General features: G+C 61.8%; 19 protein-coding genes, 2 pseudogenes and 1 riboswitch. Of the genes and pseudogenes, 6 read left to right on the top strand and 15 right to left on the bottom strand.

What is annotated here, in order from left to right:
• Positions 1-79 precede the first annotated feature (79 nt).
• Positions 80-1,294: a phosphoserine phosphatase SerB gene (gene serB, locus PSH91_RS02690; protein ID WP_076382904.1), complete on the bottom strand. Its 1,215-nt coding sequence runs from the start codon at positions 1,292-1,294 to the stop codon at positions 80-82.
• A gap of 133 nt (positions 1,295-1,427) precedes the next feature.
• Between serB and PSH91_RS02685 the strand changes: the two genes are divergently transcribed.
• Positions 1,428-2,942: an AhpA/YtjB family protein gene (locus PSH91_RS02685; RefSeq protein ID WP_305467213.1), complete on the top strand. Its 1,515-nt coding sequence runs from the start codon at positions 1,428-1,430 to the stop codon at positions 2,940-2,942.
• A gap of 237 nt (positions 2,943-3,179) precedes the next feature.
• Here the strand turns inward: PSH91_RS02685 and PSH91_RS02680 are convergent, their stop codons facing one another.
• From PSH91_RS02680 to PSH91_RS02635, 10 genes and pseudogenes are all read right to left on the bottom strand, one after another.
• A complete protein-coding gene (locus PSH91_RS02680; RefSeq protein ID WP_047227292.1) occupies positions 3,180-3,884 on the bottom strand; it encodes a membrane integrity-associated transporter subunit PqiC in 705 nt (234 codons plus the stop codon).
• Between the two features lie 179 nt (positions 3,885-4,063).
• Positions 4,064-6,328, bottom strand: a complete 2,265-nt coding sequence (gene parC / locus PSH91_RS02675; protein ID WP_047227291.1) for a DNA topoisomerase IV subunit A — start codon at positions 6,326-6,328, stop codon at positions 4,064-4,066.
• A 10-nt stretch (positions 6,329-6,338) separates the two neighbouring features.
• Positions 6,339-6,860, bottom strand: a complete 522-nt coding sequence (locus PSH91_RS02670) for a TIGR02281 family clan AA aspartic protease (protein ID WP_076382906.1) — start codon at positions 6,858-6,860, stop codon at positions 6,339-6,341.
• A pseudogene (locus PSH91_RS02665) lies at positions 6,857-7,844 on the bottom strand (esterase-like activity of phytase family protein). Before PSH91_RS02665 ends, PSH91_RS02670 begins: the two are co-directional and overlap by 4 nt.
• A complete protein-coding gene (gene parE, locus PSH91_RS02660; protein ID WP_047227288.1) occupies positions 7,844-9,748 on the bottom strand; it encodes a DNA topoisomerase IV subunit B in 1,905 nt (634 codons plus the stop codon). Before parE ends, PSH91_RS02665 begins: the two are co-directional and overlap by 1 nt.
• A gap of 41 nt (positions 9,749-9,789) precedes the next feature.
• Positions 9,790-10,398: a YqiA/YcfP family alpha/beta fold hydrolase gene (locus PSH91_RS02655; protein ID WP_047227287.1), complete on the bottom strand. Its 609-nt coding sequence runs from the start codon at positions 10,396-10,398 to the stop codon at positions 9,790-9,792.
• Between the two features lie 766 nt (positions 10,399-11,164).
• Positions 11,165-11,521: a DUF6124 family protein gene (locus PSH91_RS02650; RefSeq protein WP_160893744.1), complete on the bottom strand. Its 357-nt coding sequence runs from the start codon at positions 11,519-11,521 to the stop codon at positions 11,165-11,167.
• A 914-nt stretch (positions 11,522-12,435) separates the two neighbouring features.
• Positions 12,436-13,251 (bottom strand): 3',5'-cyclic-AMP phosphodiesterase, encoded by an 816-nt coding sequence (cpdA, locus tag PSH91_RS02645; RefSeq protein ID WP_160893746.1) that lies wholly within the window; start codon positions 13,249-13,251, stop codon positions 12,436-12,438.
• Between the two features lie 136 nt (positions 13,252-13,387).
• A pseudogene (locus PSH91_RS02640) lies at positions 13,388-13,828 on the bottom strand (DUF1249 domain-containing protein); the annotation flags it as partial.
• Entirely contained in the window at positions 13,819-14,436 is a 618-nt protein-coding gene (locus PSH91_RS02635; RefSeq protein WP_076382912.1) for an NUDIX domain-containing protein, read from the bottom strand. The gene PSH91_RS02635 and the pseudogene PSH91_RS02640, both read right to left, overlap by 10 nt.
• A 214-nt stretch (positions 14,437-14,650) precedes the next feature.
• Between PSH91_RS02635 and PSH91_RS02630 the strand changes: the two genes are divergently transcribed.
• Positions 14,651-15,397 carry a DUF3298 domain-containing protein gene (locus PSH91_RS02630; RefSeq protein ID WP_076382914.1) on the top strand — a complete coding sequence of 249 codons (747 nt, stop codon included), beginning with the start codon at positions 14,651-14,653 and terminating at the stop codon, positions 15,395-15,397.
• Here PSH91_RS02630 and cytX read toward each other — a convergent pair.
• Both cytX and thiC read right to left on the bottom strand, forming a co-directional pair.
• Positions 15,366-16,658 carry a putative hydroxymethylpyrimidine transporter CytX gene (gene cytX / locus PSH91_RS02625; RefSeq protein ID WP_047225886.1) on the bottom strand — a complete coding sequence of 431 codons (1,293 nt, stop codon included), beginning with the start codon at positions 16,656-16,658 and terminating at the stop codon, positions 15,366-15,368. The two genes, PSH91_RS02630 and cytX, sit on opposite strands and share 32 nt — an antisense overlap.
• 171 nt (positions 16,659-16,829) lie before the next feature.
• Entirely contained in the window at positions 16,830-18,719 is a 1,890-nt protein-coding gene (gene thiC, locus PSH91_RS02620; protein WP_076382918.1) for a phosphomethylpyrimidine synthase ThiC, read from the bottom strand.
• A 175-nt stretch (positions 18,720-18,894) separates the two neighbouring features.
• A riboswitch (TPP riboswitch) is annotated at positions 18,895-19,000 on the bottom strand.
• Positions 19,001-19,154: 154 nt separating this feature from the next.
• On the opposite strand from thiC, the gene PSH91_RS02615 reads away from it, so the two are divergent.
• On the top strand, positions 19,155-20,594 hold the full coding sequence (locus tag PSH91_RS02615; RefSeq protein ID WP_047225888.1) for a TolC family outer membrane protein: 1,440 nt from the start codon (positions 19,155-19,157) through the stop codon (positions 20,592-20,594).
• A 124-nt stretch (positions 20,595-20,718) separates the two neighbouring features.
• On the opposite strand, the gene waaA is transcribed toward PSH91_RS02615, so the two are convergent.
• The gene (gene waaA / locus PSH91_RS02610; protein WP_160893748.1) at positions 20,719-21,993 is read right to left on the bottom strand and encodes a lipid IV(A) 3-deoxy-D-manno-octulosonic acid transferase; all 1,275 of its coding nucleotides are present in this window, start codon (positions 21,991-21,993) and stop codon (positions 20,719-20,721) included.
• Positions 21,994-22,015: 22 nt separating this feature from the next.
• Positions 22,016-22,906, bottom strand: coding sequence for a LysR family transcriptional regulator (locus PSH91_RS02605; protein WP_047225890.1), 891 nt, complete (start codon positions 22,904-22,906; stop codon positions 22,016-22,018).
• 104 nt (positions 22,907-23,010) lie between these two features.
• On the opposite strand from PSH91_RS02605, the gene PSH91_RS02600 reads away from it, so the two are divergent.
• The 3 genes from PSH91_RS02600 to PSH91_RS02590 all read left to right on the top strand — a co-directional run bounded on the left by PSH91_RS02600 (position 23,011) and on the right by PSH91_RS02590 (position 25,533).
• Entirely contained in the window at positions 23,011-23,343 is a 333-nt protein-coding gene (locus tag PSH91_RS02600; RefSeq protein ID WP_047225891.1) for a multidrug efflux SMR transporter, read from the top strand.
• Positions 23,344-23,548: 205 nt separating this feature from the next.
• The gene (locus PSH91_RS02595) at positions 23,549-24,724 is read left to right on the top strand and encodes an FAD-binding oxidoreductase (protein ID WP_047225892.1); all 1,176 of its coding nucleotides are present in this window, start codon (positions 23,549-23,551) and stop codon (positions 24,722-24,724) included.
• Entirely contained in the window at positions 24,721-25,533 is an 813-nt protein-coding gene (locus PSH91_RS02590; protein ID WP_047225893.1) for an aldo/keto reductase, read from the top strand. The genes PSH91_RS02595 and PSH91_RS02590 overlap by 4 nt, the downstream gene beginning before the upstream one ends.
• Positions 25,534-25,548 lie beyond the last annotated feature (15 nt).

The raw sequence follows: 25,548 nt of genomic DNA, 5'->3' as shown, positions 1-25,548 counted from the left end.
AACCCTTTGTGAAGAGAGAGCTCTCTGTGGGAGCAAAACTTGCTCCCACAGATAAATCCCCTTGCCACAGGAGATTGAGTCAGAGCTGCCCGTCGCGATCCCTGAAGCCCAGCAGATACAACACCCCATCCAACCCCAGGGTTGAGATCGCCTGCCGGGCCGACTGCTTGACCAGCGGCTTGGCCCGGAACGCCACGCCCAGACCGGCGATCGCCAGCATTGGCAGGTCATTGGCGCCGTCGCCGACGGCGATGGTCTGTTCCAGGCGCAGGCCTTCCTTCTCGGCCAGTTCGCGCAACAGATCCGCCTTGCGCTGGGCATCGACGATCGGCTCGACGGCCACGCCCGTGACCTTGCCATCCACGACTTCCAGTTCATTGGCGAACACGTAGTCGATGCCGAGTTTGGCCTGCAACTGCTTGGCAAAGTAGGTGAAGCCCCCGGACAGGATCGCGGTCTTGTAGCCCAGACGCTTGAGTTCGGCGAACAGGGTTTCGGCGCCTTCGGTCAGGCGCAAGGAAGCGCCGATGGAGTCCAGCACGCTGACGTCCAGCCCCTTGAGTAGCGCCAGGCGCTCCTTGAAGCTAGCGCGAAAATCCAACTCGCCGGCCATGGCTCGCTCAGTGATGGCCGACACCTTGTCGCCCACGCCGGCGGCCTTGGCCAGTTCGTCGATGACTTCGGCTTCAATCAGCGTCGAATCCATGTCGAATACCGCCAGGCGACGGTTGCGGCGGAACAGCGAGTCTTCCTGGAACGCGATGTCGACATTCAACTCCTGGGCCACGCTGAGGAACTCGGCACGCAGCGCCTGGGGATCGGCCGGCTCGCCGCGCACGGAGAATTCGATGCAGCCCTTGCCCTTGTCATCCGGCGTATCCAGCGGCATGCGCCCGGACAAACGGTCGATGTGGTCGATGTTCAGGTCGTATTTGGCAGTGATCGAACTGACCCGCTGCAATTGCTCGGCGGTAACCTTGCGGGTCAACAGGGTCACGATGTGACGCTTCTTGCCCTGGCCATTGACCCAATGCTGGTAATCGGCTTCGGACACCGGGGTGAAACGCACCTGTTGGTCGAGCTTGTAGGCGGTGAACAGGATGTCCTTGAGCACCGACTTGCTTTGCTCGGCGTCCGGGATTTCAACCAGGATGCCGAACGACAGTGTGTCGTGAATCACCGCCTGACCAATGTCGAGAATGTTCACACCACCCTGGGCCAGAACGCCGGTAATGGCCGCAGTCAGACCCGGACGGTCACTGCCAGTGATGTTTATCAGGACGATTTCGCGCAAGGCGCACCCCCGCAGGTGGAAAAAAACCGCATTCTACCCACTTTCAGTGACCATCGGGCACCGTCGGTGCTTTGCCGGTCATGGGCCTGTCGCTATACTGCGCGTCAATTTCACGGACAAAGAGCCGAGCTCAGTGAACCGGCCCACGCCAGTCAAAACCGACAATTTCTTTCTGCTGATCTTCCGTGCACTGCGCCACCGTCGCGTGCCGATTGCATTGCGCATTGCCAGCCATAACGTGATCCTGGTCGCCCTGGCCCTGGTGATCTATGCCTGCGTGATGGGCCTGCAGTTCAAGCAGGCAATGCACGAACAGGCCGACGCCCTGGGCGAGAGCCTGACCACGCAGACCGCCACGTCCGCCACCGAGCTACTGGTGTCCAACGACATCCTCAGCCTCAACGTGCTGCTCAACAACCTCACCAAAAACAAACTGGTGGCCCACGCCGCCATTTATAGCGTGGACAACCGCATCCTCGCCGAAGCCGGCCAGCGTCCCAAGCCGGGCCTGCTGGGCGAATCCGGCGGCATGTACCAGAGCAGGATCACTTTCCAGGACGTGACCGCCGGGCAACTGCGCATCAGCCTGGACATGGACCAGTTCCAGCAGCCGATGACCATCAGCCTGCAAAGCATGGGCATCCTCAGCGCGATATTGCTGGCGCTGGCGCTGGCCTTGAGCTTGCGCCTGGGACGGCACATCTCTACGCCATTGCTGCAACTGCGGGTCTGGCTGCGGGATATCGACGAGCACACCCCAGCGACCCAGCGCCAGGACGAAATTGGCGATCTGGCTCGGCAACTGCACGCCAGCTTCGCCCCGGAACCTGCCCCCGTGCCGGAGCCTGAAGACATCGACTACAGTGACGACGAAGCCGAACCAGGTTTCGAAGTGCGTAACCTGCGGGACCCGGACTTCGATGAAAGCCAACCTCTACCCGCCTCCAGGCCCGGGCCACGCCGGGTGGTCCGCACGGTAGAGGACGATGAAGACGACGATGCTTTCGCCGACCTGCGTGACGACTCAATCGCCGATGAGCCGCAATCGGTCGCCAGACCCGTCGCCTCGGACCTGCCCCAACACAGTGCCGTGCTGGCCGTGCAACTGGGCGCCCAGGACCAACTGCGCCGGCTGCCCCAGGCGCGTCTGAAGGAACTGCTTGAGCGTTACCGCGACTGCCTCGATCAAGCCGCATCGCTGTATCAGGGCCAACTGCACACCCTGAACGATGGCAGCACGCTGATGCTGTTCCACACCGAGGACAGCGGTGATGACTACCTCACCAACGCCATTTGCTGCGGTGAGTTGCTCAGAGCCCTGGGACACCAGTTGCAGATCGAAGTCGCCGACAGCGGCATCACCCTGCAATTGCAGTTGGGCCTGACCTTGGGTGACGGGCTGTTCGGCCTGAGCCAGATCGACCTGCTGCTGACCGAAACCGCCCAGGACGCCCTGGCCCTGTCGCAACACAGCCGCAACCTGCTGCTGGTGGAGCGCAAGATCAACGACGACGCCCTGATCCGCCAGCGCGCCCGCATCCGCCCTATCGCCAGCCCGGAAGGCGCATGCTGCGTCGAGCGACTGATGGAGCCTTATCCGTCGATGCTGGAGCGACAACTGGCGCGGATGCATGAGCGTCAGGCCTGAGCCTCAACACCTGAAATGACGAAGCCCGCAGATGAGTGATTGTCTGCGGGCTTTTTTGTGGCCTTCGCCTACCTCATCGCGAGCAAGCTCGCTCCCACAGGGACCTCTGCTAGCCACAGATCCAGTGTGGGAGCGAGCCTGCTCGCGATGAGGCCGGCATAGACACCCGAGACTGCACCCCACAGAAACAACAAAGCCCGCATCAACGCGGGCTTTGTTTTGCATCCAGTTCAACCATCAGAACCTGAACACTTCCATGTCCGTACGGATCGGCAAGGCCATTGGAATCTTGTCCTTTTCCTTCTCGACCTTTTTGGTCGCTGCAGGAGCAGATTTGCGCGGCACCTCTGCGACAGGCGGCTGGTTGGCCAAAGGCTTGAGCGCCACGGACAGTTGCTCGGCCAGACGTTGCAGCAGCACGCCCTGAGCCTGGACCTGCGCCGCGGTACCGCCGGCATGTTGCTCCTGCAGATGAATGATCCGGTTCTCGCGAACCTTTCCGCGACGATCGATCAGGCGCCACTGGGCATCCAGTACCGCCGGTTGCGATTCGCCCGAATCCAGCCGGGTAATCGACAGCAAGACCTGAACATCCGGGGTAAAGCCCTGGGTGGCCGGCGCGAGTACTACGCGCTGGCTGTCCAGATGCCCGGCGACCTGACGCAGCAACAGCTGGTCAATGTCCGACGACAGGCTGCCGGCCCAACGACCGTCGGTGGCGGCCTGCAGGCTGCCGTCCGGTTGGCGTTGCAATAGGGTTTCACGTTGCAGGTAATCGGCAATCAATACCGGGCCCAGTAATACCGCCATGCCTGCGCTTTGTGCAGGCTGGGCCGGGTTTCCGCTGTCGAGTTGATACAGCGACACTGGCTGATTGACGCTACAGCCCGCCAGGCCAAGCAGGCCGGCGAGCCACAAAATAGGAAGGCGCAGAGCAGTCATCGTCCCGTCCAGGTGGCGGCCACAAGGCTTACCACAGTGAAAAAATACTCGGTCAATATGAAGAACGCTCGGCCACGCCGGCGCTTGAAAGGGCCTATCATCCGTGAATATGCGCTCCGACTCCAGCGCGAAAGTGCCGATCTGCGGCTTTTAATCGCAGACCGAGCGCTCTAGCACGCTTAATTGAGGTTTTCGACGAGCAGTGCATCGACCCGCTGAAACCCTCTCGGAAGCTTGTTGCCCCGCCGACCGCGTTCACCTTTGTAGTGTTCAAGATCGTCTGCCTTCAACGAAAGCGTACGCTTTCCAGCCTGCAGCACAAGCGTGGCGCCTTCCGGCAACACTGCAATATCCGTGACATATTCCTCACGACTTGCCACCCGTTCGCCGGAAATACCGATGATCTTGTTGCCTTTACCTTTACCCAACTGTGGCAAGTCACTGATTTTGAAGACCAGCAACCGACCTTCGGTCGTCACCGATGCCAGCCAGTTGTTCTCACGATCGGACACAGGTCGCGGCGCTATGACCTTGGCGTTATTCGGCAGGCTCAACAACGCCTTGCCCGCCTTGTTCTTGGCTTGCAGGTCCTCACCCTTGACGACAAACCCGTAGCCGGCGTCCGACGCAATAACGTACAGCCCGTCATCATCAGGCATCAGCACGCATTCAAAAGTTGCACCCGGTGGAGGAGTTAATCGACCGGTCAGTGGCTCGCCCTGTCCGCGAGCCGATGGCAGGGTATGCGCCGGCACCGAATAACTGCGTCCGGTGGAGTCGACGAACACCGCAAACTGGTTGGAACGCCCGGCCGCCAGGGCCTTGAAGCCATCCCCGGCCTTGTAGGAAAGCCCCGTCGCGTCAATATCATGACCTTTGGCAGAGCGTACCCAACCTTTTTCTGACAGCACGACAGTCACTTTCTCGTTCGGCAGCAGATCGTGCTCACTCAGCGCCTTGGCTTCGGCGCGCTCGACGATAGGCGAGCGACGGTCGTCGCCGTAGGTTTCGGCGTCCTTGAGCAGTTCGGTGCGCACCAGCTTCTTGAGCTTGGCTTCGCTGCCCAGCAAGGCTTGCAGCTTGGCCTGCTCCTTGAGCAGTTCATCCTGCTCGGCCCGCAGCTTCATCTCTTCCAGCCGCGCCAGTTGCCGCAGGCGGGTATCGAGAATGTAGTCGGCCTGGATTTCGCTCAAGGCGAAACGCTCGATCAGGCTGGCCTTGGGGTGCTCCTCGGTACGGATGATATGAATCACTTCATCCAGGTTGAGGTAGGCAATCAGCAAACCGTCCAACAGGTGCAGGCGACGTTCGACCTTGTCCAGGCGAAATTGCAGGCGCCGGCGCACGGTCTTGACCCGGAACTCCAGCCATTCCACCAGCAGCGCCCGCAGGTTTTTCAGCTGTGGCTTGCCGTCCAGACCGATGATGTTGATGTTGACCCGGTAGCTGGACTCAAGATCGGTACTGGCAAACAGGTGCTGCATCAGCGCGTCATGATCAACCCGACTGTTGACCGGAATAATCACGATCCGGCAGGGGTTCTCGTGGTCGGATTCGTCGCGCAGGTCAGCGACTTGCGGTGCTTTCGACGGTTTTGCCTGCATCATCGCGGCAATCTGTTCCAGCACCTTGGCCCCGGAAACCTGGTGCGGCAGGGCGGTGACGATGATGTCGCCATCTTCGATGTGGTACACCGCGCGCATACGCACCGAACCGCGACCGGTTTCGTAGATCTTCAGCAGGTCGGCGCGCGGGGTGATGATTTCCGCTTCGGTTGGGTAGTCCGGGCCCTGAATGTGTTCGCAGAGCTGCTCCACCGTGGCTTTGGGCTCGTCCAGCAAGCGCACGCACGCGGTGGCCACTTCCCGCAGGTTGTGGGGCGGCACATCGGTGGCCATGCCCACGGCGATACCGGTGGTGCCATTGAGCAGGATGTTCGGCAACCGCGCCGGCAACACCAAGGGTTCGTCGAGGGTGCCGTCGAAGTTCGGCCCCCAGTCCGCGGTGCCCTGGCCCAGCTCGCTGAGCAGCACTTCGGAATAACGCGACAGCCGTGCCTCGGTGTAACGCATGGCAGCAAAAGACTTGGGATCGTCTGGCGCACCCCAGTTCCCCTGGCCGTCCACCAGGGTGTAGCGGTAGCTGAACGGCTGGGCCATCAGCACCATGGCTTCGTAGCAGGCCGAATCGCCGTGAGGATGGAACTTACCCAGCACGTCACCGACGGTACGCGCCGACTTCTTGTGCTTGGAATCGGCATCCAGCCCCAGCTCACTCATGGCGTAGATGATCCGCCGCTGAACCGGCTTGAGACCGTCGCCGATGTGCGGCAAGGCGCGGTCCATGATCACGTACATGGAGTAATTGAGGTAGGCATTTTCGGTGAAGTCAGCCAGCGACCGGCGCTCTACGCCGTCTAAGCTGTCTGCAAGAATATCGCTCATGCGGGCCTCATCAGTTCGTTGTCTGGCGCAGCAACATGGTGCCGCCGCGCTGGGTAAATTCAAGTTTGTTCAGGGCGCTCATGCCCAGCAGCACTTGCGTGCCGCCCAGGCCTGGCGCCACCAGGGCACGGACATCGCGCAATACGATGTCACCCAATTGCAAACGGTCGATACGGGTGCGATAACCCTCGCTCAAACCGTTGGCGGTGCTCAACGTCACACCGAAACCTTTTTCCAGCTTGAGGCGCGCAGCCAGCTCCTGCGGGATCGCCACGTCCGTGGCGCCGGTGTCGAGCATGAAGTCCACCGGTTGGCCGTTGATCTGGCCGCTGGCGACAAAATGCCCCTGTTTATTGCTGACCAGCTTCACCTCGATAAAACCTTCACCCTTTTGCGAATACACCTCGGTATTGGGATTCTGCGCACGCTGCTCCCACTGGGCAAAAAACCGCGTCGCCAGAAACAGCGCCGCGCACCAGGCCAGTATCATCAACACCCGGCCGGCGCGCTTGCCCGGCGGTTGCTGGCTCATGGCGTGGCGCCCCAACCACCGTCCGGCGCGGCAAAGCGCCAGATGATCGGCCGCTGTTCGCCGTCGGCCCGTGCCCCGTCGTTGTTATCCAGACCAACCCAGGCGCCCTCGGCATCCACCACCAGCGCTTCGGCCAAGCCGTAGTTCTGTGAATAACGACGGTTTTCCTGCAACGCCTCGGCGGCGAACGACCAGCAACGCTCCACTTGAGCGGTTTGCGAGTCACGCCGGCAAATCTGATAAGCGTTGCGCTCCAGGGTAAACAGCTTGCCGTCGAACAGTGACAGATCGGCGAAATCCCGTGATACCGCCCGGGCATTGAGAAACTGCTCAGGTTGCATCTGCTTCCCCGCTTCACTGAGCAACACGCAGTTGCCATCACACTCCCACACCGCTTGCTGACGCTTGATCAGCAACAACCCGCGACGCTCCCGCTCAGCGGCCAGCCATAGCTGATCACCGGCCGGATTGATCGCCAAGCCTTCAAACAACGCATTGAAATGCAGCAACATGCCGCTGGCCCGCGCCTGGCGGATCATCGCGCGGTCCGATTTTCAACCAGGACGCGGCGCCCGTCGGCGACACCTGCAACACCGCGGCATGGGATTCACTGACCACGTAGCGATTGCCGGCACTGTCACAACTGATGCCTTCGAAATCCAGCTCGCCACCGCGCAGGTACGACGCAGCCCAGGTCCGCGATCTCAAACCCCACGGCAAACCGCTGTCCGGCACCGGCGGCACCTCGATTTCAACGGCTTCTGCCTGCCAGACCGGCGCATCAGAAGACTTGAGACGGTAGATCCGATCGTCATCGCGATCCGACACCGTCCACATTTCACCCCCGCACACGGCCAGCCCGGACAAGTTACCGCCACGCAAATCCTCGACGGCATGCTCGGACAGCAACTTCAACTGCGGTGCAGGACCTGCGACCACCACCCCCGCCCACAGCAACAACGCCAGGGCGAAACCGTTGCGCATCAGGCCAGCACCTCGGCCAGGTCCCCTTTGGATTCGAGCCAGGACTTGCGATCGCCAGCGCGTTTTTTCGCCAGCAGCATGTCCATCATTTCCGAGGTCGCTTCGAAATCATCCAGGGTCAACTGCACCAGGCGGCGCGTGTTCGGATCCATGGTGGTTTCGCGCAGTTGCGGCGGGTTCATCTCGCCAAGGCCCTTGAATCGGGTGACCTGCGGTTTGCCGCGTTTCTTTTCGGCCACCAAACGATCAAGAATGCCATCGCGCTCAGCCTCGTCCAGGGCGTAGTAGATCTCTTTGCCCAGGTCGATGCGGTACAGCGGCGGCATCGCCACGTAGACGTGACCGGCGTCCACCAGCGGGCGGAAATGCTGGACGAACAACGCGCAGAGCAACGTGGCGATGTGCAGACCGTCGGAGTCGGCGTCGGCGAGGATGCAGATCTTGCCGTAACGCAGTTGGCTCATGTCCGCGGCGCCCGGATCGACACCGATGGCCACGGCAATGTTATGCACTTCCTGGCTGGCCAGCACTTCGCTGCCGTCCACTTCCCAGGTGTTGAGGATCTTGCCGCGCAACGGCAGGATCGCCTGGAACTCTTTGTCCCGCGCCTGCTTGGCCGAACCGCCGGCGGAATCACCTTCCACCAAAAACAGCTCGGAACGCATCGGGTCCTGCCCGGCACAGTCAGCGAGCTTGCCGGGCAACGCCGGCCCCTGGGTGATGCGCTTGCGCTCGACCTTCTTGCTGGCCTTGAGGCGCCGGCCGGCGTTGTTGATCGCCAGTTCTGCCAGGGCCAAGCCGGTTTCCGGGTTAGCATTGAGCCACAGGCTGAACGCGTCCTTGACCACCCCGGAAACAAACGCCGCCGCTTCGCGGGACGACAGACGCTCTTTGGTCTGGCCGGAGAATTGCGGCTCCTGCATCTTCATCGACAATACGAAGGCAATGCGCTCCCAGACGTCTTCCGGCGCCAGCTTCACGCCACGGGGCAGCAGGTTGCGGAACTCGCAGAACTCGCGCATGGCGTCGAGCAAACCCTGGCGCAACCCGTTCACGTGGGTGCCGCCCTGAGCGGTGGGGATCAGGTTGACGTAGCTTTCCTGGACGCTTTCGCCGCCTTCGGGCAGCCACAACAGCGCCCAGTCCACCGCTTCCTTGTTCCCGGCCAGGCTGCCGCAGAATGGCTCGTCCGGCAGGCGTTCGAAACCGTTGACCGCGTCCACCAGGTAAGAACGCAGGCCGTCCTCATAATGCCACTCGACTTTCTCGCCGGTGGCCTTGTCCTCGAAACTGACCAGCAGCCCCGGACACAACACGGCCTTGGCCTTGAGCACGTGCTTGAGGCGGGTGACGGAGAATTTAGGCGAATCGAAATACTTCGGGTCCGGCGCAAAATACACGCTGGTCCCGGTGTTGCGCTTGCCGACGGTGCCGACCACTTCCAGTTCGGTGGCCTTGTAGCCATCGGCGAACGTCATCTGGTATTCGTTGCCGTCACGCTTGACCCGCACGCGGACCAGGGTCGACAAGGCGTTGACCACGGAAATACCTACCCCGTGCAAACCGCCGGAGAACTGGTAGTTCTTGTTGGAAAACTTGCCACCCGCATGGAGCTTGGTGAGGATCAACTCGACGCCGGATACGCCCTCTTCAGGGTGAATATCCACCGGCATACCGCGACCGTCGTCGCTGACTTCCAGCGAGTGATCGGCGTGCAGGATGACCTGCACCGAACGGGCGTGCCCGGCCAAGGCTTCGTCGACACTGTTGTCGATGACTTCCTGGGCAAGGTGGTTCGGCCGACTGGTGTCGGTGTACATGCCGGGGCGCTTGCGCACCGGGTCGAGGCCCGAGAGGACTTCGATGGCGTCTGCGTTATAAGAGCTAGCGCTGGGAGTGGCCATGGGGTCTCGTCGTCAGTGTTCAATGAAAAAGAGGCGATGGCTCACAGCGACGTGAAGTCGATCGCCTGGTACAAATCGGCGCCAATGCCGGCAAAACTCAACAGCGCCGGCAACTGCTGGGCAAACCCTTGAAAACTGTGGTCGCCGCCGGCCTGGATGCGCAAGGCACAGGCGCGGTAATACTGCTGGGCGTGGCGATAATCCAGCGTTTCGTCACCGGTTTGCAACCATACCTGATACCGCTGCGGATCCTGGGGCGCCGGCACTTCCAGTTCGGCCAGGGCCGTGACGTGGTCGTGGGTCAATTCCCAGGTTTCATCGGTGTACAAATTCTTCTGCGTGCCCAGGTAACCGTCGAACATCCGATGGGGGCTGACCGCAGGGTTGACCAGCAGGGCCTTGAGCCCGTGGCGCTCGGCCAAGTGAGTCGCATAGTAGCCGCCGAGCGAGCTGCCGACCAGCAGTGGGCGGCCCAGTTGTGCAATCGCCTGTTCCAGCTGACCGATGGCCTGGCGGGGGTGGTGATGCAAGGCGGGCACCTGTAGCTGGTCGCTGAGGCCGAGGCGTGCCATTACTTCGATCAACTGACTGGCCTTGGTCGACGCTGGGGCGCTGTTGAAGCCGTGGATGTAAAGGATCGAACCCGACATTGCCGACTCCCTGGGTGTTGGGCAAAGGGCGGAGTTTACAGGGAGATTGCGGTGATTGGGGGGGATTTGCCCGTGTTGTCGCCTCCTATGACCCGTCGATCACAGCACCTGTGGGAGCGAGCCTGCTCGCGATGGCGGTCTGACTGAGTACATATCCATTGCTGAGGTAACGACCACTTATGGTTCCGCTCTTACAGCGGGTCACTTTCGAAAAGCGCGAAAGTAACCAAAGCGCTTCTGCCCCACCACTCGGTGCCTCGCTTTGGCTCGGCATGCCCTCACTCCGGCATTGCTCCGTGGGCCCGCCGCGAAGGGCCATCCATGGCCCAGCGCGGCTATCCCGGCATCCATGCCGGGATGCCCACTCCACAATGCCTGCGTTCGGCCAGCGTGGTTAACGGGGCCCCCAAGATCAACGTCCACCGCAAGGCGGCCTGAGAGCCGACCTGGCTTAGGGTGATCGCGTTTCTCCTGTGGGAGCGAGCTTGCTCGTGATGGCGATGGGTCTGCTTGCATCAATGCTGAATGTGCCGCTGCCATCGCGAGCAGGCTCGCTCCCACAGGGACTTGTGGTGAATGCGATACCTGAGAACAACTCGAAAAAAATGTGGGAGCGAGCCTGCTCGCGATGGCGGTGGACCAGCTTGCATCAGCGTTGGATGTACCACCATCTTCGCGAGCAAGCTCGCTCCCACAGTTGGATTGAAGTACTGCCACCGGAGACAGGTCGGCGATAAGTGCTCCCACACAATGCTTCCGCTCGGCGCTAGCGCGGATCGACGATATCCAACGCCCGGTTCGCCAACAATTCACTGAGTTCGATCATCTGCTGGACTCCCAGGGCGAAATGCCGACGCGAGCCTTCCAGATCGAAGGTCAGGTCGCCGAGCAAGGCGTTGGCGGAGGCCAGGGTTTCGCTGAGGTTGGCTAGGAGGGTTTCGGTGTCTGCGCTCTCCGCGACAGAGAACAGTTGGCTTGAGGGTTGTTTCTTCTTGGGTTGGGGCTTGGGGTCGAGATAATGGTCGATGGCGCGCTTGGCGGCTTCATCGAGTTTTTGGGGATCGAGACCGGCGTGGGATGATGAGGGATCAGTTTCGGGGGGATTGGGTGTGGCTTTGAACATGATGTAGTTCCTTTTACGTAGTGGAACCGCCATCTCCCGTTTCCAGGCGAGAAGGTGGCAGCTATGCACGGGCTGGAAAACCGAGGTAAAAGGCAAACCCGGCAGACTCGAAAGTCTCCCGCGCACAGCCGCCATAACGCAGAACTGAACGCTCAAAGCGCCGCAGTATCTCACGGGGCTCGCTGATATGCCTTTTACTCATCGGGTTTCCAGGCCCGGTCGCCAAATTTGCAGCGACGGAAAAAGACTAGCGACAGCCCTTCCCACCCGGCAACCGCCAGAGCTCGTCGGAAAAATCTGCTTGCGTCAGGACGCGTGTCCGACCATTCCCACAAACCCTGGTCGGCTGTCAGGCCGCCATCGCGAGCAGGCTCGCTCCCACAGGAGAAACGCGGTCCCACCCAGAATCAGGTCGGCTATCAGGCCGCCTCGTGGTGGGGTGGACGTTGATCTCGGCGCCCCGTTAACCACGCTGGCCGAACGCAGGCGTTGCGTAGTGGGCAACCCGGCATGGATGCCGGGTTAGCCGCGCTGGGCCATGGATGGCCCTTCGCGGCGGGCCCACGGAGCAATGCCTTCGTTCGGGCATGCCGAGCCTAGGCGAGGCACCGAGTGGTGGGGCAAAAGCGTTTTGCTTACTTTTGCGCTTCTCAAAAGTGAGCCGCTGTAAGAGCGGAACCGCCAGCGGCCGTTACCGCATCAATGGATATGTACCCGGTCAACAAAACCCTGATCGACTGTCAGGCCGCCATCGCGAGCAGGCTCGCTCCCACAGTTTGATGGAAGTACACCGGGAGAAACAGGTCGGCTATAAGGCCGCCTCGCAAGCAAGCTGTGCTCCCACAGGTCCAGCTCAAACAGGTCTGACGGTGTACGACCGGGAGAAACAGGCCGGCTGTCAGGCCGCCTCGTCCTCAATACCCGTTGGATTCGTAATCAGGGGTAAACGCAAACCCAACCACCCGCTCAACCCCCGTCTCCAACCGCCCATCCGGCAAAAGCCGCAACCACCGATACCCCGGCGCCTGCCCCCCCACCGCAAAATCCTCACTCCCCGGCTCAAACTGAATACAGGTCGAAGGCGAAGCCAACAAACGAACCCCCTCACGCACCTGATCAACCTCCTGATGCACATGCCCCCACAGAACAGCACGCACCTGAGGAAACCGATCCAACACCGCAAACAGCGCCTCAGGATTACGCAACCCAATCGGCTCCATCCACGCACACCCAATCGAAACAGGATGATGATGCAGGCACACCAAGTGATGTCGCTCCGGCGCCTCGCTCAAAGCATTGGCCAACAGAATCAATTGCTCCTCGGCCAAAAACCCCGGCACAGAACCTGGCACGGCAGAATCGAGCATCGTCACCCGCCAATTGCCAATGTCCACCACCGGATCGAGCAACGTACTCTTGACCGCCGCCTCAAGCATCACCTGCGGCTCATCATGGTTACCGGGAATCCAACGCGCCGGCGCGTCGATACGCGCACTCAGTTGCCGAAACGCCTCATAGGACTGCAGCGTTCCGTCCTGGGACAAATCCCCAGTGGCAAGCATCAGGTCAATGTTCGGCTGCTGCTTGAGCACCAAGTCAATGACCGCCCGCAGGCTGTCGCGGGTGTTCATGCCCAGCAACGAAGCGTCGGCCTCGGCAAACAGGTGACTGTCAGACAGTTGGACCAGCAGCGCCGTATCGGCGGTGGTCAAGGTGGATACGCTCGGCAAATCGCTCTCTCCCAGGCGCGACTACGCCATTGGATGAAGCGGCAATTATGCTGGGGAAGATCGAAAGGGGAAACCCGCGAACCGGAACCGGTTCACAACCAGTGTCCAGTTTTTGACCGGCAGCTACCGAACACACCTCGAATTCGTGGCCCAGCGCCAGGCAATGACTCAGCCATTCCCCCAGAAACAGGTTCAACTGGGCCTTTTCATCCGGTTGGTGCATCGACGCATTGGGATAAGGATAGATGCCGCGAAAACGTCGCGCATGTTCGGCGCTCACGACTTCGGCCATGCGCGCATCGTGATAGACCTGCACTTCCAGTTGCGGCACCGGCAGCCACGGCAGGCTGTGTTCCTGGCGCACTTGCAAGGTGGTGGTGTATGGGCAAGTTTGCAGCACTTCAATGGCCAGCACGCCGAGCATCTGGTCGCCATGGGTCACGGCGATGCGCCGGGGCGCGGGGTCGTTGCGCATGTCCGGCAACAAGCGCATCAGGCGGGCGTAGTTGGCCTCGCAGGCGGCCTGCAACCCGACCAGATCGACGCGATAACGGTCGCGCAGCTTGCTTAAGACCATAGCCCCCTCACTTCATCGCGATTCAAGGCCAGCCATTGCAAGGCAATGATGCTGGCCGCGTTGCAAATCTGCCCGTCGCGCACTGCTTGCAAGGCATCTTCAAAAGCCCAGACCTTCACACGAATGTCTTCGGCTTCTTCCACAAGCCCATGCAGGCCACCGGCCCCCGCACTGTCGCAACGCCCCAAATAAAGATGCACGAATTCATTGCTGCCGCCCGGCGATGGAAAATACTTGGTCATCGGCCAGAGCGCAGCGAAGACAAGCCCAGCTTCCTCCTGCGCTTCGCGATGAGCAACTTCTTCCGGTTGCTCGTCCTTGTCGATCAGGCCGGCCACCAGCTCCACCAGCCAGGGATTGGTGGTCTTGCCAATGGCGCCGACGCGAAACTGCTCGATCAGCACCACCTCATCGCGTTGCGGATCGTAGGGCAGCACGCACACCGCGTCATGACGCACGAACAGTTCACGGCTGATTTCACGGCTCATGCCACCGGCAAACAACTCGTGGCGCAGGTGGACGCGATCGAGTTTGTAGAAACCCTGAAAGCAGTTTTCACGCTTTACGATGTCCACGGCGCTCGGTGTGGCGTTGGCGAAATCGGTCATGACAGTCCTCGTTTGCAGCGGATCGATGCGAGGTTCCAGCCTCGGCTTCGCGCCATCCTAACGCGCCCGTACCGTTTGATGCAGCCCCTTTCCAGTCATCGGGATAGACGGCTGCCCTCAAAGCCACTCTAATGAGCTTAGTGGCGAACTGATTGCCCTGCCGACAGTCGAAGCGGGTAACTTTTCGCCTTTCCCTGTTTCATGAAGGACGCCCATGTCGCTTTTCAAAACCCTTTGCGTGGCCACTATTGCCCTGACCCTGGGCGCTTGCCAAAGCCTGTTCCAACCCAACTACCGCGCTCCGCTGGAAACCACCCGCGATGCCTCGGAACAACTGCAACCAGGATGCGCCAGCGCCGACTGCCCCCTGGTCAACATTGACACCCTGCGCTTTCCCGCCGAGCCGGCCTTGGACGGCATTATCGAGAAACGCCTGCTGCAAATGACCCGCACCACACCGGACGCTCCGGTGGCGCCGACGCTGGCCGCCTACCGCGAGCAGTTTTTGCGCAGCGCAGCGCCGCGCAACAGCAGTTACTTGCAAGCCAAGGTACGGGAGCAGCATGACGGCTTGGTGATCATCGAATTGTCCAGTTACCTGGACACTGGAGGTGCGCACGGTACGCCGGGGCGCGGTTTCATCAACTATTCGCGCCAGCAGCACAAGGTATTGACGCTGTCGGACATGCTGCTGCCGGGCCAGGAAGAGGCGTTCTGGAAAGCCGTGCAGGTCGCCCACAACAGCTGGCTGATCAGCACCAAACTGGATCAGGAACCGGAGTTCGTGAAGCAGTGGCCGTTCCAGAAAACCCCGAACGTGGCGCTGACCTACGGCGGGGTGATCCTCAAGTACCAAGTGAGCACTATCGCGCCATACGCCCTGGGCCACATCGAACTGAAGATCGCTTACCCGCGCCTCAATGGCATCCTCAAGCCCGAGCTGTTTCCCGGCCGTAGTTGAAAGCCCGGCCCAGTATCAGTTGCAGCAACCCTGCCAGGACCAGCGACGGCAGGGTGGCGCCGATGTCCGGGTAGAAGTTGGCCAGCAGGTGATAGGTGCTCACCCCGCCCAGCCAGGCCAACAGTGCCGGCCAGCACAACGCCGCTGACACGACCCGGCTGGCGCGCTTGCGCAGGATGAAGTGGTCCACCAGCACCACCCCGAACAGCGGTGCGAACACCGAGCCGATCAGCAACAGGAAATTCTGATACTGCGCCAACGGCGCGAAGCAGGCGATCAAGGTGCAGACCACGCCAATCGCCAAGGCCAGGTGCTCGACTTTCAACCCCGTCAGCATGCCGCTGGACACCGCCGCCGAGTGGATATCAGCGAAGGCATTTTCCGATTCATCCAGCAAAATCAGCAGCAGCGGGATACCCAACCCGGCGCCCGCCAGGGCCAGCAACAGCGCGTTGACTTCACCGCTCGGCGCGAACGCCAGGGTGTAGGCCACGCCCAGGCTCATCAGCCAGAAATTACCGATAAAGAACCCCAGCGCGGTGCCGCCGAAGACGTTTTTTGCGCGTTTGCCGAAGCGTGAGTAGTCGGCAATCAGCGGCAACCAGGACAGCGGCATGGCTATCGCAATGTCGAAACCGACGGCAAACGGCATCGAACCATCTCCCGCCCGCGCCCACAACGCCGCCAGATCAGCCTTGGCAAACAGGTTCCAGGTCAGCCAGATGCACGCCGCCAGCAGCAGCCAGATGCCCCACTTGCGCAGGACCTTACGCACGAACGTCAGCGGCCCGCTCACTGCCAGCAGGGTCGCCAGTGCGCCGAAAAATAATGTCCACAGCAGTGGGTTCGACCCCAGGCTGCCTTCGCTGAAGGCCCGGGCGCCGAGCAGGCTGGCGGCGTCACGCATGACGATGATTTCGAATGAGCCCCAACCGATCAACTGCAGCAGGTTCAACACCGCCGGCACGCTCGCGCCCTTGCCGCCGAGGCTGAGCTTGAGGGCGGCCATGGCCGACAGGCCGGTGTCACTGCCGATCACTCCGACGGCCGCCAGCAGCAGGACGCCCACCAGCGTGCCGAGGAAAATCGCCAGCAACGAACCGCTCAGGCCCAGGCCCGGCGCGAGCAAGGCGCCAACCTGCAAGACCATCAGGCCGATGCCGAGGGAAAACCACAGGGAGAACAGATCACGGGCGCCGAAGACGCGCCTGTCCAAGGGGACGGCGGCGTCGGGAGAGTAGGTGCTGGGTTGGATGTTCAAGGGTTGTTATCTCAGAGGAATATTTGTTGTTTTTTTGGCCGCTATCGCGAGCAAGCTCGCTCCCACAGAGGATCAACGGCGCACACAGACTTTGCGTCCACAGCAGATCCCCTGTGGGAGCGAGCTTGCTCGCGATGAGGGCAGTGAAAACACCGCCCCCCACAGCTCAAATCACACTTTCTTGTACAGCTGACTACCTTCCTTCTTGAACCGCTCAGCCTGTTCCGCCAAGCCCTGGGCGACCTCGACATCCACCGCTTCAATGCGCTGGTTGGCCGCGTATTCGCGCACTTCCTGGGTGATTTTCATCGAGCAGAACTTCGGCCCGCACATCGAGCAGAAATGCGCGACCTTGGCCGAATCCTTCGGCAGGGTTTCGTCGTGGTACGAGCGGGCGGTGTCCGGGTCCAGGCCGAGGTTGAACTGGTCTTCCCAGCGGAACTCGAAACGCGCCTTGCTCAAGGCGTTGTCGCGGATTTGCGCGCCTGGGTGCCCTTTGGCCAGATCGGCCGCATGCGCGGCGATCTTGTAGGTGATGATCCCGGTCTTCACGTCATCCTTGTTTGGCAGCCCCAAGTGTTCTTTCGGGGTGACGTAGCAGAGCATGGCGCAACCGAACCAGCCAATCATCGCCGCACCGATACCGGAGGTGATGTGGTCATAGCCCGGCGCAATATCGGTGGTCAGCGGGCCGAGGGTGTAGAACGGCGCCTCGTCGCAGCACTCCAACTGCTTGTCCATGTTCTCTTTGATCAACTGCATCGGCACGTGGCCCGGGCCTTCGATCATGCACTGCACGTCATGCTTCCAGGCGATCTTGGTCAGCTCGCCGAGGGTTTCCAGCTCACCGAACTGCGCTTCGTCGTTGGCGTCGGCAATCGAACCCGGACGCAGGCCATCGCCCAGCGAGAAGCTGACGTCGTAGGCCTTCATGATTTCGCAGATGTCTTCGAAGTGGGTGTAGAGGAAGTTCTCTTTGTGGTGCGCCAGGCACCACTTGGCCATGATCGAGCCGCCACGGCTGACGATGCCGGTGACGCGCTTGGCGGTCATCGGCACATAACGCAGCAGCACGCCGGCGTGGATGGTGAAGTAGTCGACGCCCTGCTCGGCCTGTTCGATCAACGTGTCGCGGAACAGCTCCCAGGTCAGGTCTTCGGCCACGCCGCCGACTTTTTCCAGGGCCTGATAGATCGGCACGGTGCCGATCGGAACCGGCGAGTTGCGGATGATCCACTCGCGGGTTTCGTGGATGTGCTTGCCAGTGGACAGGTCCATGACCGTGTCCGAACCCCAGCGAATGCCCCAGGTCAGCTTCGCCACTTCTTCTTCGATGGACGAGCCCAGTGCGCTGTTGCCGATGTTGCCGTTGATCTTCACCAGGAAGTTACGGCCGATGATCATCGGTTCCAGTTCGGTGTGGTTGATGTTGGCCGGGATGATCGCGCGCCCCCGGGCGATTTCGTCACGCACGAATTCCGGGGTGATGACTTTCGGCACACTGGCACCGAAGCTGTGGCCGGCGTGTTGCTGGTCCAGCAGGCCGGCGGCGCGGGCCACTTCCAGCTTCATGTTTTCGCGGATGGCGACGTATTCCATCTCAGCGGTGATGATGCCTTTGCGCGCGTAGTGCATCTGGCTGACGTTGGCGCCGGGTTTGGCGCGACGCGGGTTGTTCACATGGGCGAAGCGCAGTTTGGTCAGCTCGGGATCGGCCAGGCGTTCCTGGCCGAAGTTGGAGCTCAGTCCCGCCAGGCGCTCGGTGTCGCCACGGGCTTCGATCCACGGTGAGCGCACATCGGCCAGGCCTTTGCGTACGTCGATGATCACATTCGGGTCGGTGTAGGGACCCGAAGTGTCGTACACCACCACGGGCGCATTGATTTCGCCGCCAAAGTCGGTGGGGGTCACGTCGAGGCTGATTTCGCGCATGGGCACGCGAATATCCGGGCGGCTGCCCTGGACATAGATTTTTTGCGAGCGGGTAAAGGGCTGAACCGATTGCTCATCGACCTTGGCCGAATCACTGAGGTTGGTCGCGTTTTTTGATTTTGTCGTCATCACGGGCTCTCCAGACACACATCCAGGCAGTGGATTTTTGTCGGAGCGAACCTGTAACGAATGGACGCGTCCCTGCACGAGAGTGCGGACGCTGTGCTTGCTGCTCGAGGATGCTCGAAGATCGAAAGTCGATTGTCGAACAACATCCCGGACGAAGCACAAGAGGACTCGCCGGGTGACGAGAAATCTTGTTCCCTACGCAGGCGCTAACCTGATCAGGTTCAACGGGATCCGAAATTATTCGATCTCAGCCTCATAGCAAGGCACCCCGACAAGAACCCGGCCAGTCTAGACATAACCACCGCAGAACGCCATCGCGACGGCAAAAGGCGTGATGAATGGCGCATATACAGGATTGTTGCCGTGCGTGCGCGCAACTACACTCGCTACGCCGCGCCTCTTGTGCGCAATCATTTGAGAAGTAGGGAACGCCTCATGCTGCGCAAACTCTCACTGGCCCTTGCCGTGTCTTGTGCGTCCAATGGAATGGCCTGGGCTGCCGAAGCGCCCTTGACCACCAAAACCGATCTGGTGAGCGTGTATCAGGAAGCGGTGGACAACAACGCCGACCTGGCCGCCGCCCGCGCCCAGTATGGCGCCCAGAAAGAAGTGGTGCCCCAGGCGCGCGCCGGGTTGTTACCCAACCTGTCGGCCGGTGCCGACCTGAACAACACCCGTACCGAGCTCGACGAGCCCGCCATGACCGCCTCCCGTAGCGGTACGGTCTACCAGGCCACGCTGTCCCAGCCGATTTTCCGTGCCGATCGCTGGTTTCAGTTCCAGGCGGCGAAGTCGGTCAACGAACAAGCGTCGCTGCAACTCTCGGCCACTGAACAGAACATGATCCTGCAAAGCGCCGAGAGCTATTTCAACGTGCTGCGCAGCCAGGACAACCTGGCCTCGACCAAGGCCGAGGAAGCGGCGTTCAAGCGTCAGCTCGACCAGTCCAACGAGCGCTTCGACGTGGGTCTGTCGGACAAGACCGACGTGCTGCAATCCCAGGCCAGCTACGACACCGCGCGAGCCAACCGGATCCTGGCCCAGCGGCAGGTCGACGACGCCTTCGAAGCCCTGATCACCCTGACCAACCGTCAGTACAACTCGCTCCAGGGCATCGTCCACACGCTGCCGATCCTGCCGCCGGCACCGAACGACGCCAAGGCCTGGGTCGATACGGCCGCCAAGCAGAACCTCAATCTGCTGGCCAGCAACTACGCCGTCACGGCCGCCGAAGACACCCTGCGTCAGCGCAAGTCCGGGCATGCCCCGACCCTCGATGCGATCGCCCAATACAAAAAAGGCGACAACGATGGCCTCGGTTTTACCAACCCCAGCCCCACCGGCCAGCGTTATGGTGGCGATGCCGAGCAACGCACCATCGGCCTGCAATTGAGCATCCCGATCTACAGCGGCGGGCTGACCAGCTCTCAGGTGCGCGAATCCTACTCGCAACTGACTCAGACCGAACAACAGCGCGAGGCCCTGCGCCGGCAGGTGGTGGAGAACACCCGCAACCTGCACCGGGCGGTGAATACCGATGTGGAACAGGTCCAGGCCCGCCGCCAGTCCATCATCTCCAACCAGAGCGCAGTGGAAGCCACGGAGATCGGTTACCAGGTGGGCACGCGCAACATCGTCGATGTACTCGATGCCCAGCGTCAGCTGTACACCTCGGTGCGCAACTACAACAACGCCCGCTACGACTACATCCTCGACAACCTGCGGCTCAAGCAGGCAGCGGGTACGTTGAGCCCGTCGGATCTGCAGGACCTGTCGCGCTATCTCAAACCCGACTACAACCCGGACAAGGACTTTCTACCGCCGGATCTGGCACAGGCTGCGGCGGAGCAACTGCGCTCGCGGCCGACGCAGTAACCCCTCGGAGGGAAGCTCTGCCAGCGACCTCCTGTGGGAGCAAGGCTTGCCCGCGATGAATACAACTCGATCGCCCTGGAACCGGGGCGCTTGCATCGCGAGCAAGCGTTGCTCCCACAGATACTCAGTCGATCAACCGCCCCAACCCCTCCAGTAACCGCTGCAACGCGCCCTGATTGGTGCGCATCACCGCAAGCCCCGCCTCGGCCATGCGCTGGGCATCGCGAGGCAGTTCGAACAGGCGTTGTACCGCCAGAGCCAGGCTTTCGGCATCTTCGACTTCCGCCAGCGCCCCGGCAGCCCGCAGTTGCGCGGCGATTTCGAGGAAGTTGAACAGGTGCGGCCCGCTGAGCACCGGCTTGGCCAGTGCCGCCGGCTCCAGCAGGTTATGGCCGCCGTTGGGTACCAGGCTGCCGCCGACAAACGCGCTGTCGGCCAGCGCGTAGAGAAACAACAGCTCGCCCATGGTATCGCCCAGCAGCACCGTGGTCTGGGCAGTGACAGGCTGTGCGCAGGAACGCCGCACCGTGGCGAAACCTTCGTTCTCACACAATTGATGCACTGAATCGAAACGCTCGGGATGGCGCGGCACCAGGATCAGCAGCGCATCGGGATAACTGGCGAGCAGCCGACGGTGGGCGGCCAGCACCACCTCATCTTCGCCTTCATGGGTACTGGCGGCGATCCACACCGGGCGCTCCGTCGCTTGCCACTCGTGGCGCAAGGCGCTGGCGCTTTCCAGCAGTTGCGGGTCGATGGTCAGGTCGAACTTGATCGAACCGGTGACCTCGACGGTTTGCGCCCGGGCACCCAACTGGCGCAAGCGCTCGGCCTCGGCTTCGGTCTGGACAGCGAACAGGCTCATCTCGGCGAGCATTGGCCGGGTGAGTTTGGGCAAACGTGCATAACCGCGCGCAGAACGCTCCGACAGTCGCGCGTTGGCCAGGGCAACAGGGATGCCGCGCCTGGCGCATTGATGAATGTGGTTGGGCCACAATTCGGTTTCCATGATCACCGCGAGCACCGGCCGAACCCGATCGAGGAAACGGTTGGCCGCGCAGGGCAAGTCGTAGGGCAAATAGCAATGCTGGATGCGCGGCTCGTTGGCGAACAACGCCTGGATGCGCTCGGAACCGGTGGGCGTCATGCAGGTGACCGTGATCGGCAGCTGTGGATAACGTTGCAGCAAGGCGCGGATCATCGGCGCGGCGGCAATGCTCTCGCCCACCGACACGGCGTGGACCCAGATGCCTCCCGGCACCATCACCGGCAACCCCCAGGAAAAACGCTCGCCGATGCGCCGGGCGTAGGCCGGCGCCTTGCGTGCCCGCAACCAGAGCCGAATCGCTACCAGTGGCAGTCCCAGATAAAACAATGCGCTATAGAGAGTTCTGTTCATGGCGGCGGAGTTTATCGGGTTTTCAGCCGATCGCCTGCAACTGCACGGCAAAACGTTCCGCCAGCCAGCGCGCGGCCGGGCCCAAAGGCTCGTCGCGGCGCCAGACCAGTTCCACCACCAGGGCCGGCGGGGTCCACTCACTGTTGAGCTCGACCATATCCCCCAGGTACGCCGGGTACTGCACCACATGCCGTGGCAGCCACGCCCAGCCCAGGCCGCTTCTCAGCCATTCGGCCAAGACGTAGAAACTGTCGGCGCGCCAGACCTGCGGGCTGGCCTGTTCACTCCCGGGGTAGACACTGGACTGGGTCGCCATGAGCAATTGCCGATGCCGGGCCATTTCCAGGCAGGTCACGTAATCATGGCTCGCCAGTGGATGCCCCCTGCCACAGACCGTGACCATCTCGACGCTGCCCAGCACCCGGCGCTCCAGCGCTTCGGGGATCTGGTCGTGATAAAACAACAACCCCAGGTCAGCGCGGCGCTCCACCAGTTTGCGCGCCACATCACCCTGCGCGGCGCTGGCCAGTTGTACCTCGAGGGTCGGGAACCGCTCGGCCAGGGCCGCCAGGCTGTCGATGACCGGCTGATAGGGCATCGCCTCATCCTGAGCCAGGCGCAACATCGCCTCCTGACCGCGCATCAGGGCCAGGGCCCGGCCATTGAGACGCTCACACTGGCGCAGCACTTCCCGCGCCTCTTCCAACAAGGCCTCGCCGGCTTCGGTGAGCTTCGGCTGGCGGCCACTGCTGCGCTCGAACAGCGTCACGCCCAGGTCGGTTTCCAACAACGCAATCGCGCTGCTAATGGCCGATTGAGCCTTGCGCTGGTCCCGCGCCACGGCGGAAAACGAACGTTTCTCGGCGACACCGACAAACAGCCGCAGCTGCTCCAGATTCCACAGAACACTCATGACCCGACCTATCTCGTATACAGATAGGTAATGACTTTACCCCATCTGACCGCGCCCTAAAATGTCCACACAGAAAGACGCACCCTTCAAGAGGATTTTCGCCTATGAACGCTTACTACTACCTGGCCATCGCCATCTGCGCCGAAGTGATCGCCACCGTGTCGATGAAAGCGATCAAAGGCTTGAGCACACCCCTGCCTCTGCTGCTGGTGATCGCTGGCTACGGCATCGCATTCTGGATGCTGACCCTGGTGGTGCGCACCGTTCCGGTGGGCGTGGCATATGCGGTCTGGGCTGGGATGGGGATCGTCATGGTCAGCGTGGCGGCGCTGTTCATCTACGGGCAGAAGCTGGACGTGCCGGCGATGCTGGGGATGGCGTTGATTGTACTGGGGGTGGTGGTGATCCAGCTGTTTTCCAAGACTGCCGGGCACTGAAAACATGGATTAATGGGGCTGATAGCACATGTGTGGCAAGGAGAAATCTGTGGGAGCAAGGCTTGCCCGCGATAAAATGACGCGGTCTCTCTGGAACCGAGGCGCCGGTATCGCGAGCAAGCGTTGCTCCCACAGGTTGAGCGGCGAAAACTCCATCCATCGAGTCTGTATACTGCGCCCTCGTCTTGAACACTGAGGTCGCTGCATGCCATCCGTTATTTCCACCGACGTTCTGATTGTCGGCGCCGGAGTCGCCGGCCTCTGGCTGAATGCGCGCCTGCGCCGCCAGGGCTTTTCGACTGTGTTGGTGGAAAGCGCCAGCCTCGGCGGCGGGCAGAGCATCAAATCCCAGGGCATCATCCATGGTGGCGCCAAGTACGCCTTGCACGGTGCCCTCACCGGCGCCTCGGAAGCCATCGCCGACATGCCACGCCGCTGGCGCGAAGCCCTGGCCGGCGAGGGCGAACTGGATCTGTCCGGCGTGCGCCTGCTGTCCGAAGCTCACTACCTCTGGTCTCCCGGCACCCTGGCCGGCAACCTCACCAGCTTCTTCGCCAGCAAGGCCGTGCGTGGGCGGGTCGATCAGGTCAAGGGCGAGCAACTGCCGCCGGCCCTGCAAGACAAGCGCTTCAAGGGCAAGGTCTATCGCCTGGCCGAGTTGGTGGTGGACGTCCCCAGCCTGCTTGCGCGGCTGGCAGATCTGGCCGGCGATGGTTTGCTGGCCGGCAAAGATATCGAGCCGTTGCGCGACGGCGACGAACTGATCGGCCTCAAGGTTGATGGCCGCGAGATCCGCGCCCAGCGTATCGTCCTCAGCGCCGGGGCCGGCACCGCCGATCTGCTCAGTGCCCTGGGCCTGGAGCAACCGGCCATGCAGCGTCGGCCATTGCACATGGTGCTGGTCAAGGGACCGAGCCTCAAGCCGCTGTACGCTCACTGCCTGGGGGGCGGGCCGAAGCCGCGCATCACCGTGACCACCCACCCGGCCGCCGATGGCCAATGGGTCTGGTACTTGGGCGGCGACATTGCCGAAGCCGACGGCGTGGCCCGCGAGCCCGCCGCGCAGATTGCTACCGCCCAGAAAGAACTTGGCCAATTGCTGCCCTGGGTCGACCTCAGCGCCGCACAATGGGCCACGCTGCGGGTCGACCGCGCCGAACCGCTGCAATCGGGCCTGACCCGCCCGGACAACGCCTTTCTCGCCGAACAGGATCGCCTGCTGGTGGGCTGGCCGACCAAACTGGCCCTGGCCCCGGACTTTGCCGATCGAGTGATCGCCACGCTACAACGCGATGGCATCACCCCCAGCCATCCGGCGCCATTGCCGGACCTGCCGAAACCGCCCATGGGCATCCCGGCCTGGGAGCAACTGCTGCCATGAGCCAACCGACCCTGCACGACTTGCATCGCCCGCTGGGCAATAACGGCCCGCGGGTTTCACCCCTGGGCCTGGGGACCGTCAAGCTCGGCCGCGACCAGGGGGTCAAATACCCCAACGGTTTCCAGATTCCCGATGACGACGAAGCGCGCATGCTGCTCAAACTGGCGCGTGACCTGGGCATCAACCTGATCGACACCGCGCCGGCCTATGGCCGCAGCGAAGAACGCCTGGGCCCGTTGTTGCGCGGCCAGCGTCAGGATTGGGTGATTGTCAGCAAGGTCGGTGAAGAGTTCAGTGACGGCCAGTCGCACCACGATTTCAGTGCCGCCCACACCCGACTCTCGGTGGAACGCAGCCTCAAGCGCCTGGAAACGGACTACATCGACATGGTGCTGGTGCACTCCGACGGCAACGACCTGGCGATCCTCAACGACAGCGAGGTCTACCCAACCCTGGCGGCGCTCAAGCGCGAGGGCAAGATCGGCGGCTTCGGCTTTTCCGGCAAAACCGTCGAGGGCGGTTTGAAAGCCCTGGAGCAAGGCGATTGCGCGATGGTCACCTACAATCTGAACGAACGAAACGAGAAGACTGTCATTGACTACGCAGCCTTGCATGGCAAGGCCATTCTGGTGAAGAAAGCCTTGGCCAGCGGTCACGTCTGCCTGAACCCGGGTGTGGACCCGGTCCGGGCCAGCTTCGAACTGTTGTTTGAACATCCCGGTGTCGCCAGTGCTATTGTCGGCACCATCAATCCGCTGCACCTCGCCCATAACGTCGCGACCGTAGCCAAGGTCCTACGTAAAAACTGACGCCGCCCTGCGCGG

The sequence above is a fragment of the Pseudomonas sp. FP1154 genome (assembly GCF_030687245.1).
In the GTDB taxonomy this organism is placed as follows: Bacteria; Pseudomonadota; Gammaproteobacteria; order Pseudomonadales; family Pseudomonadaceae; genus Aquipseudomonas; species Aquipseudomonas rhizophila.
Note: the sequence above shows the minus strand (reverse complement) of the source record. Positions and strands in the feature narration are given on the sequence as shown.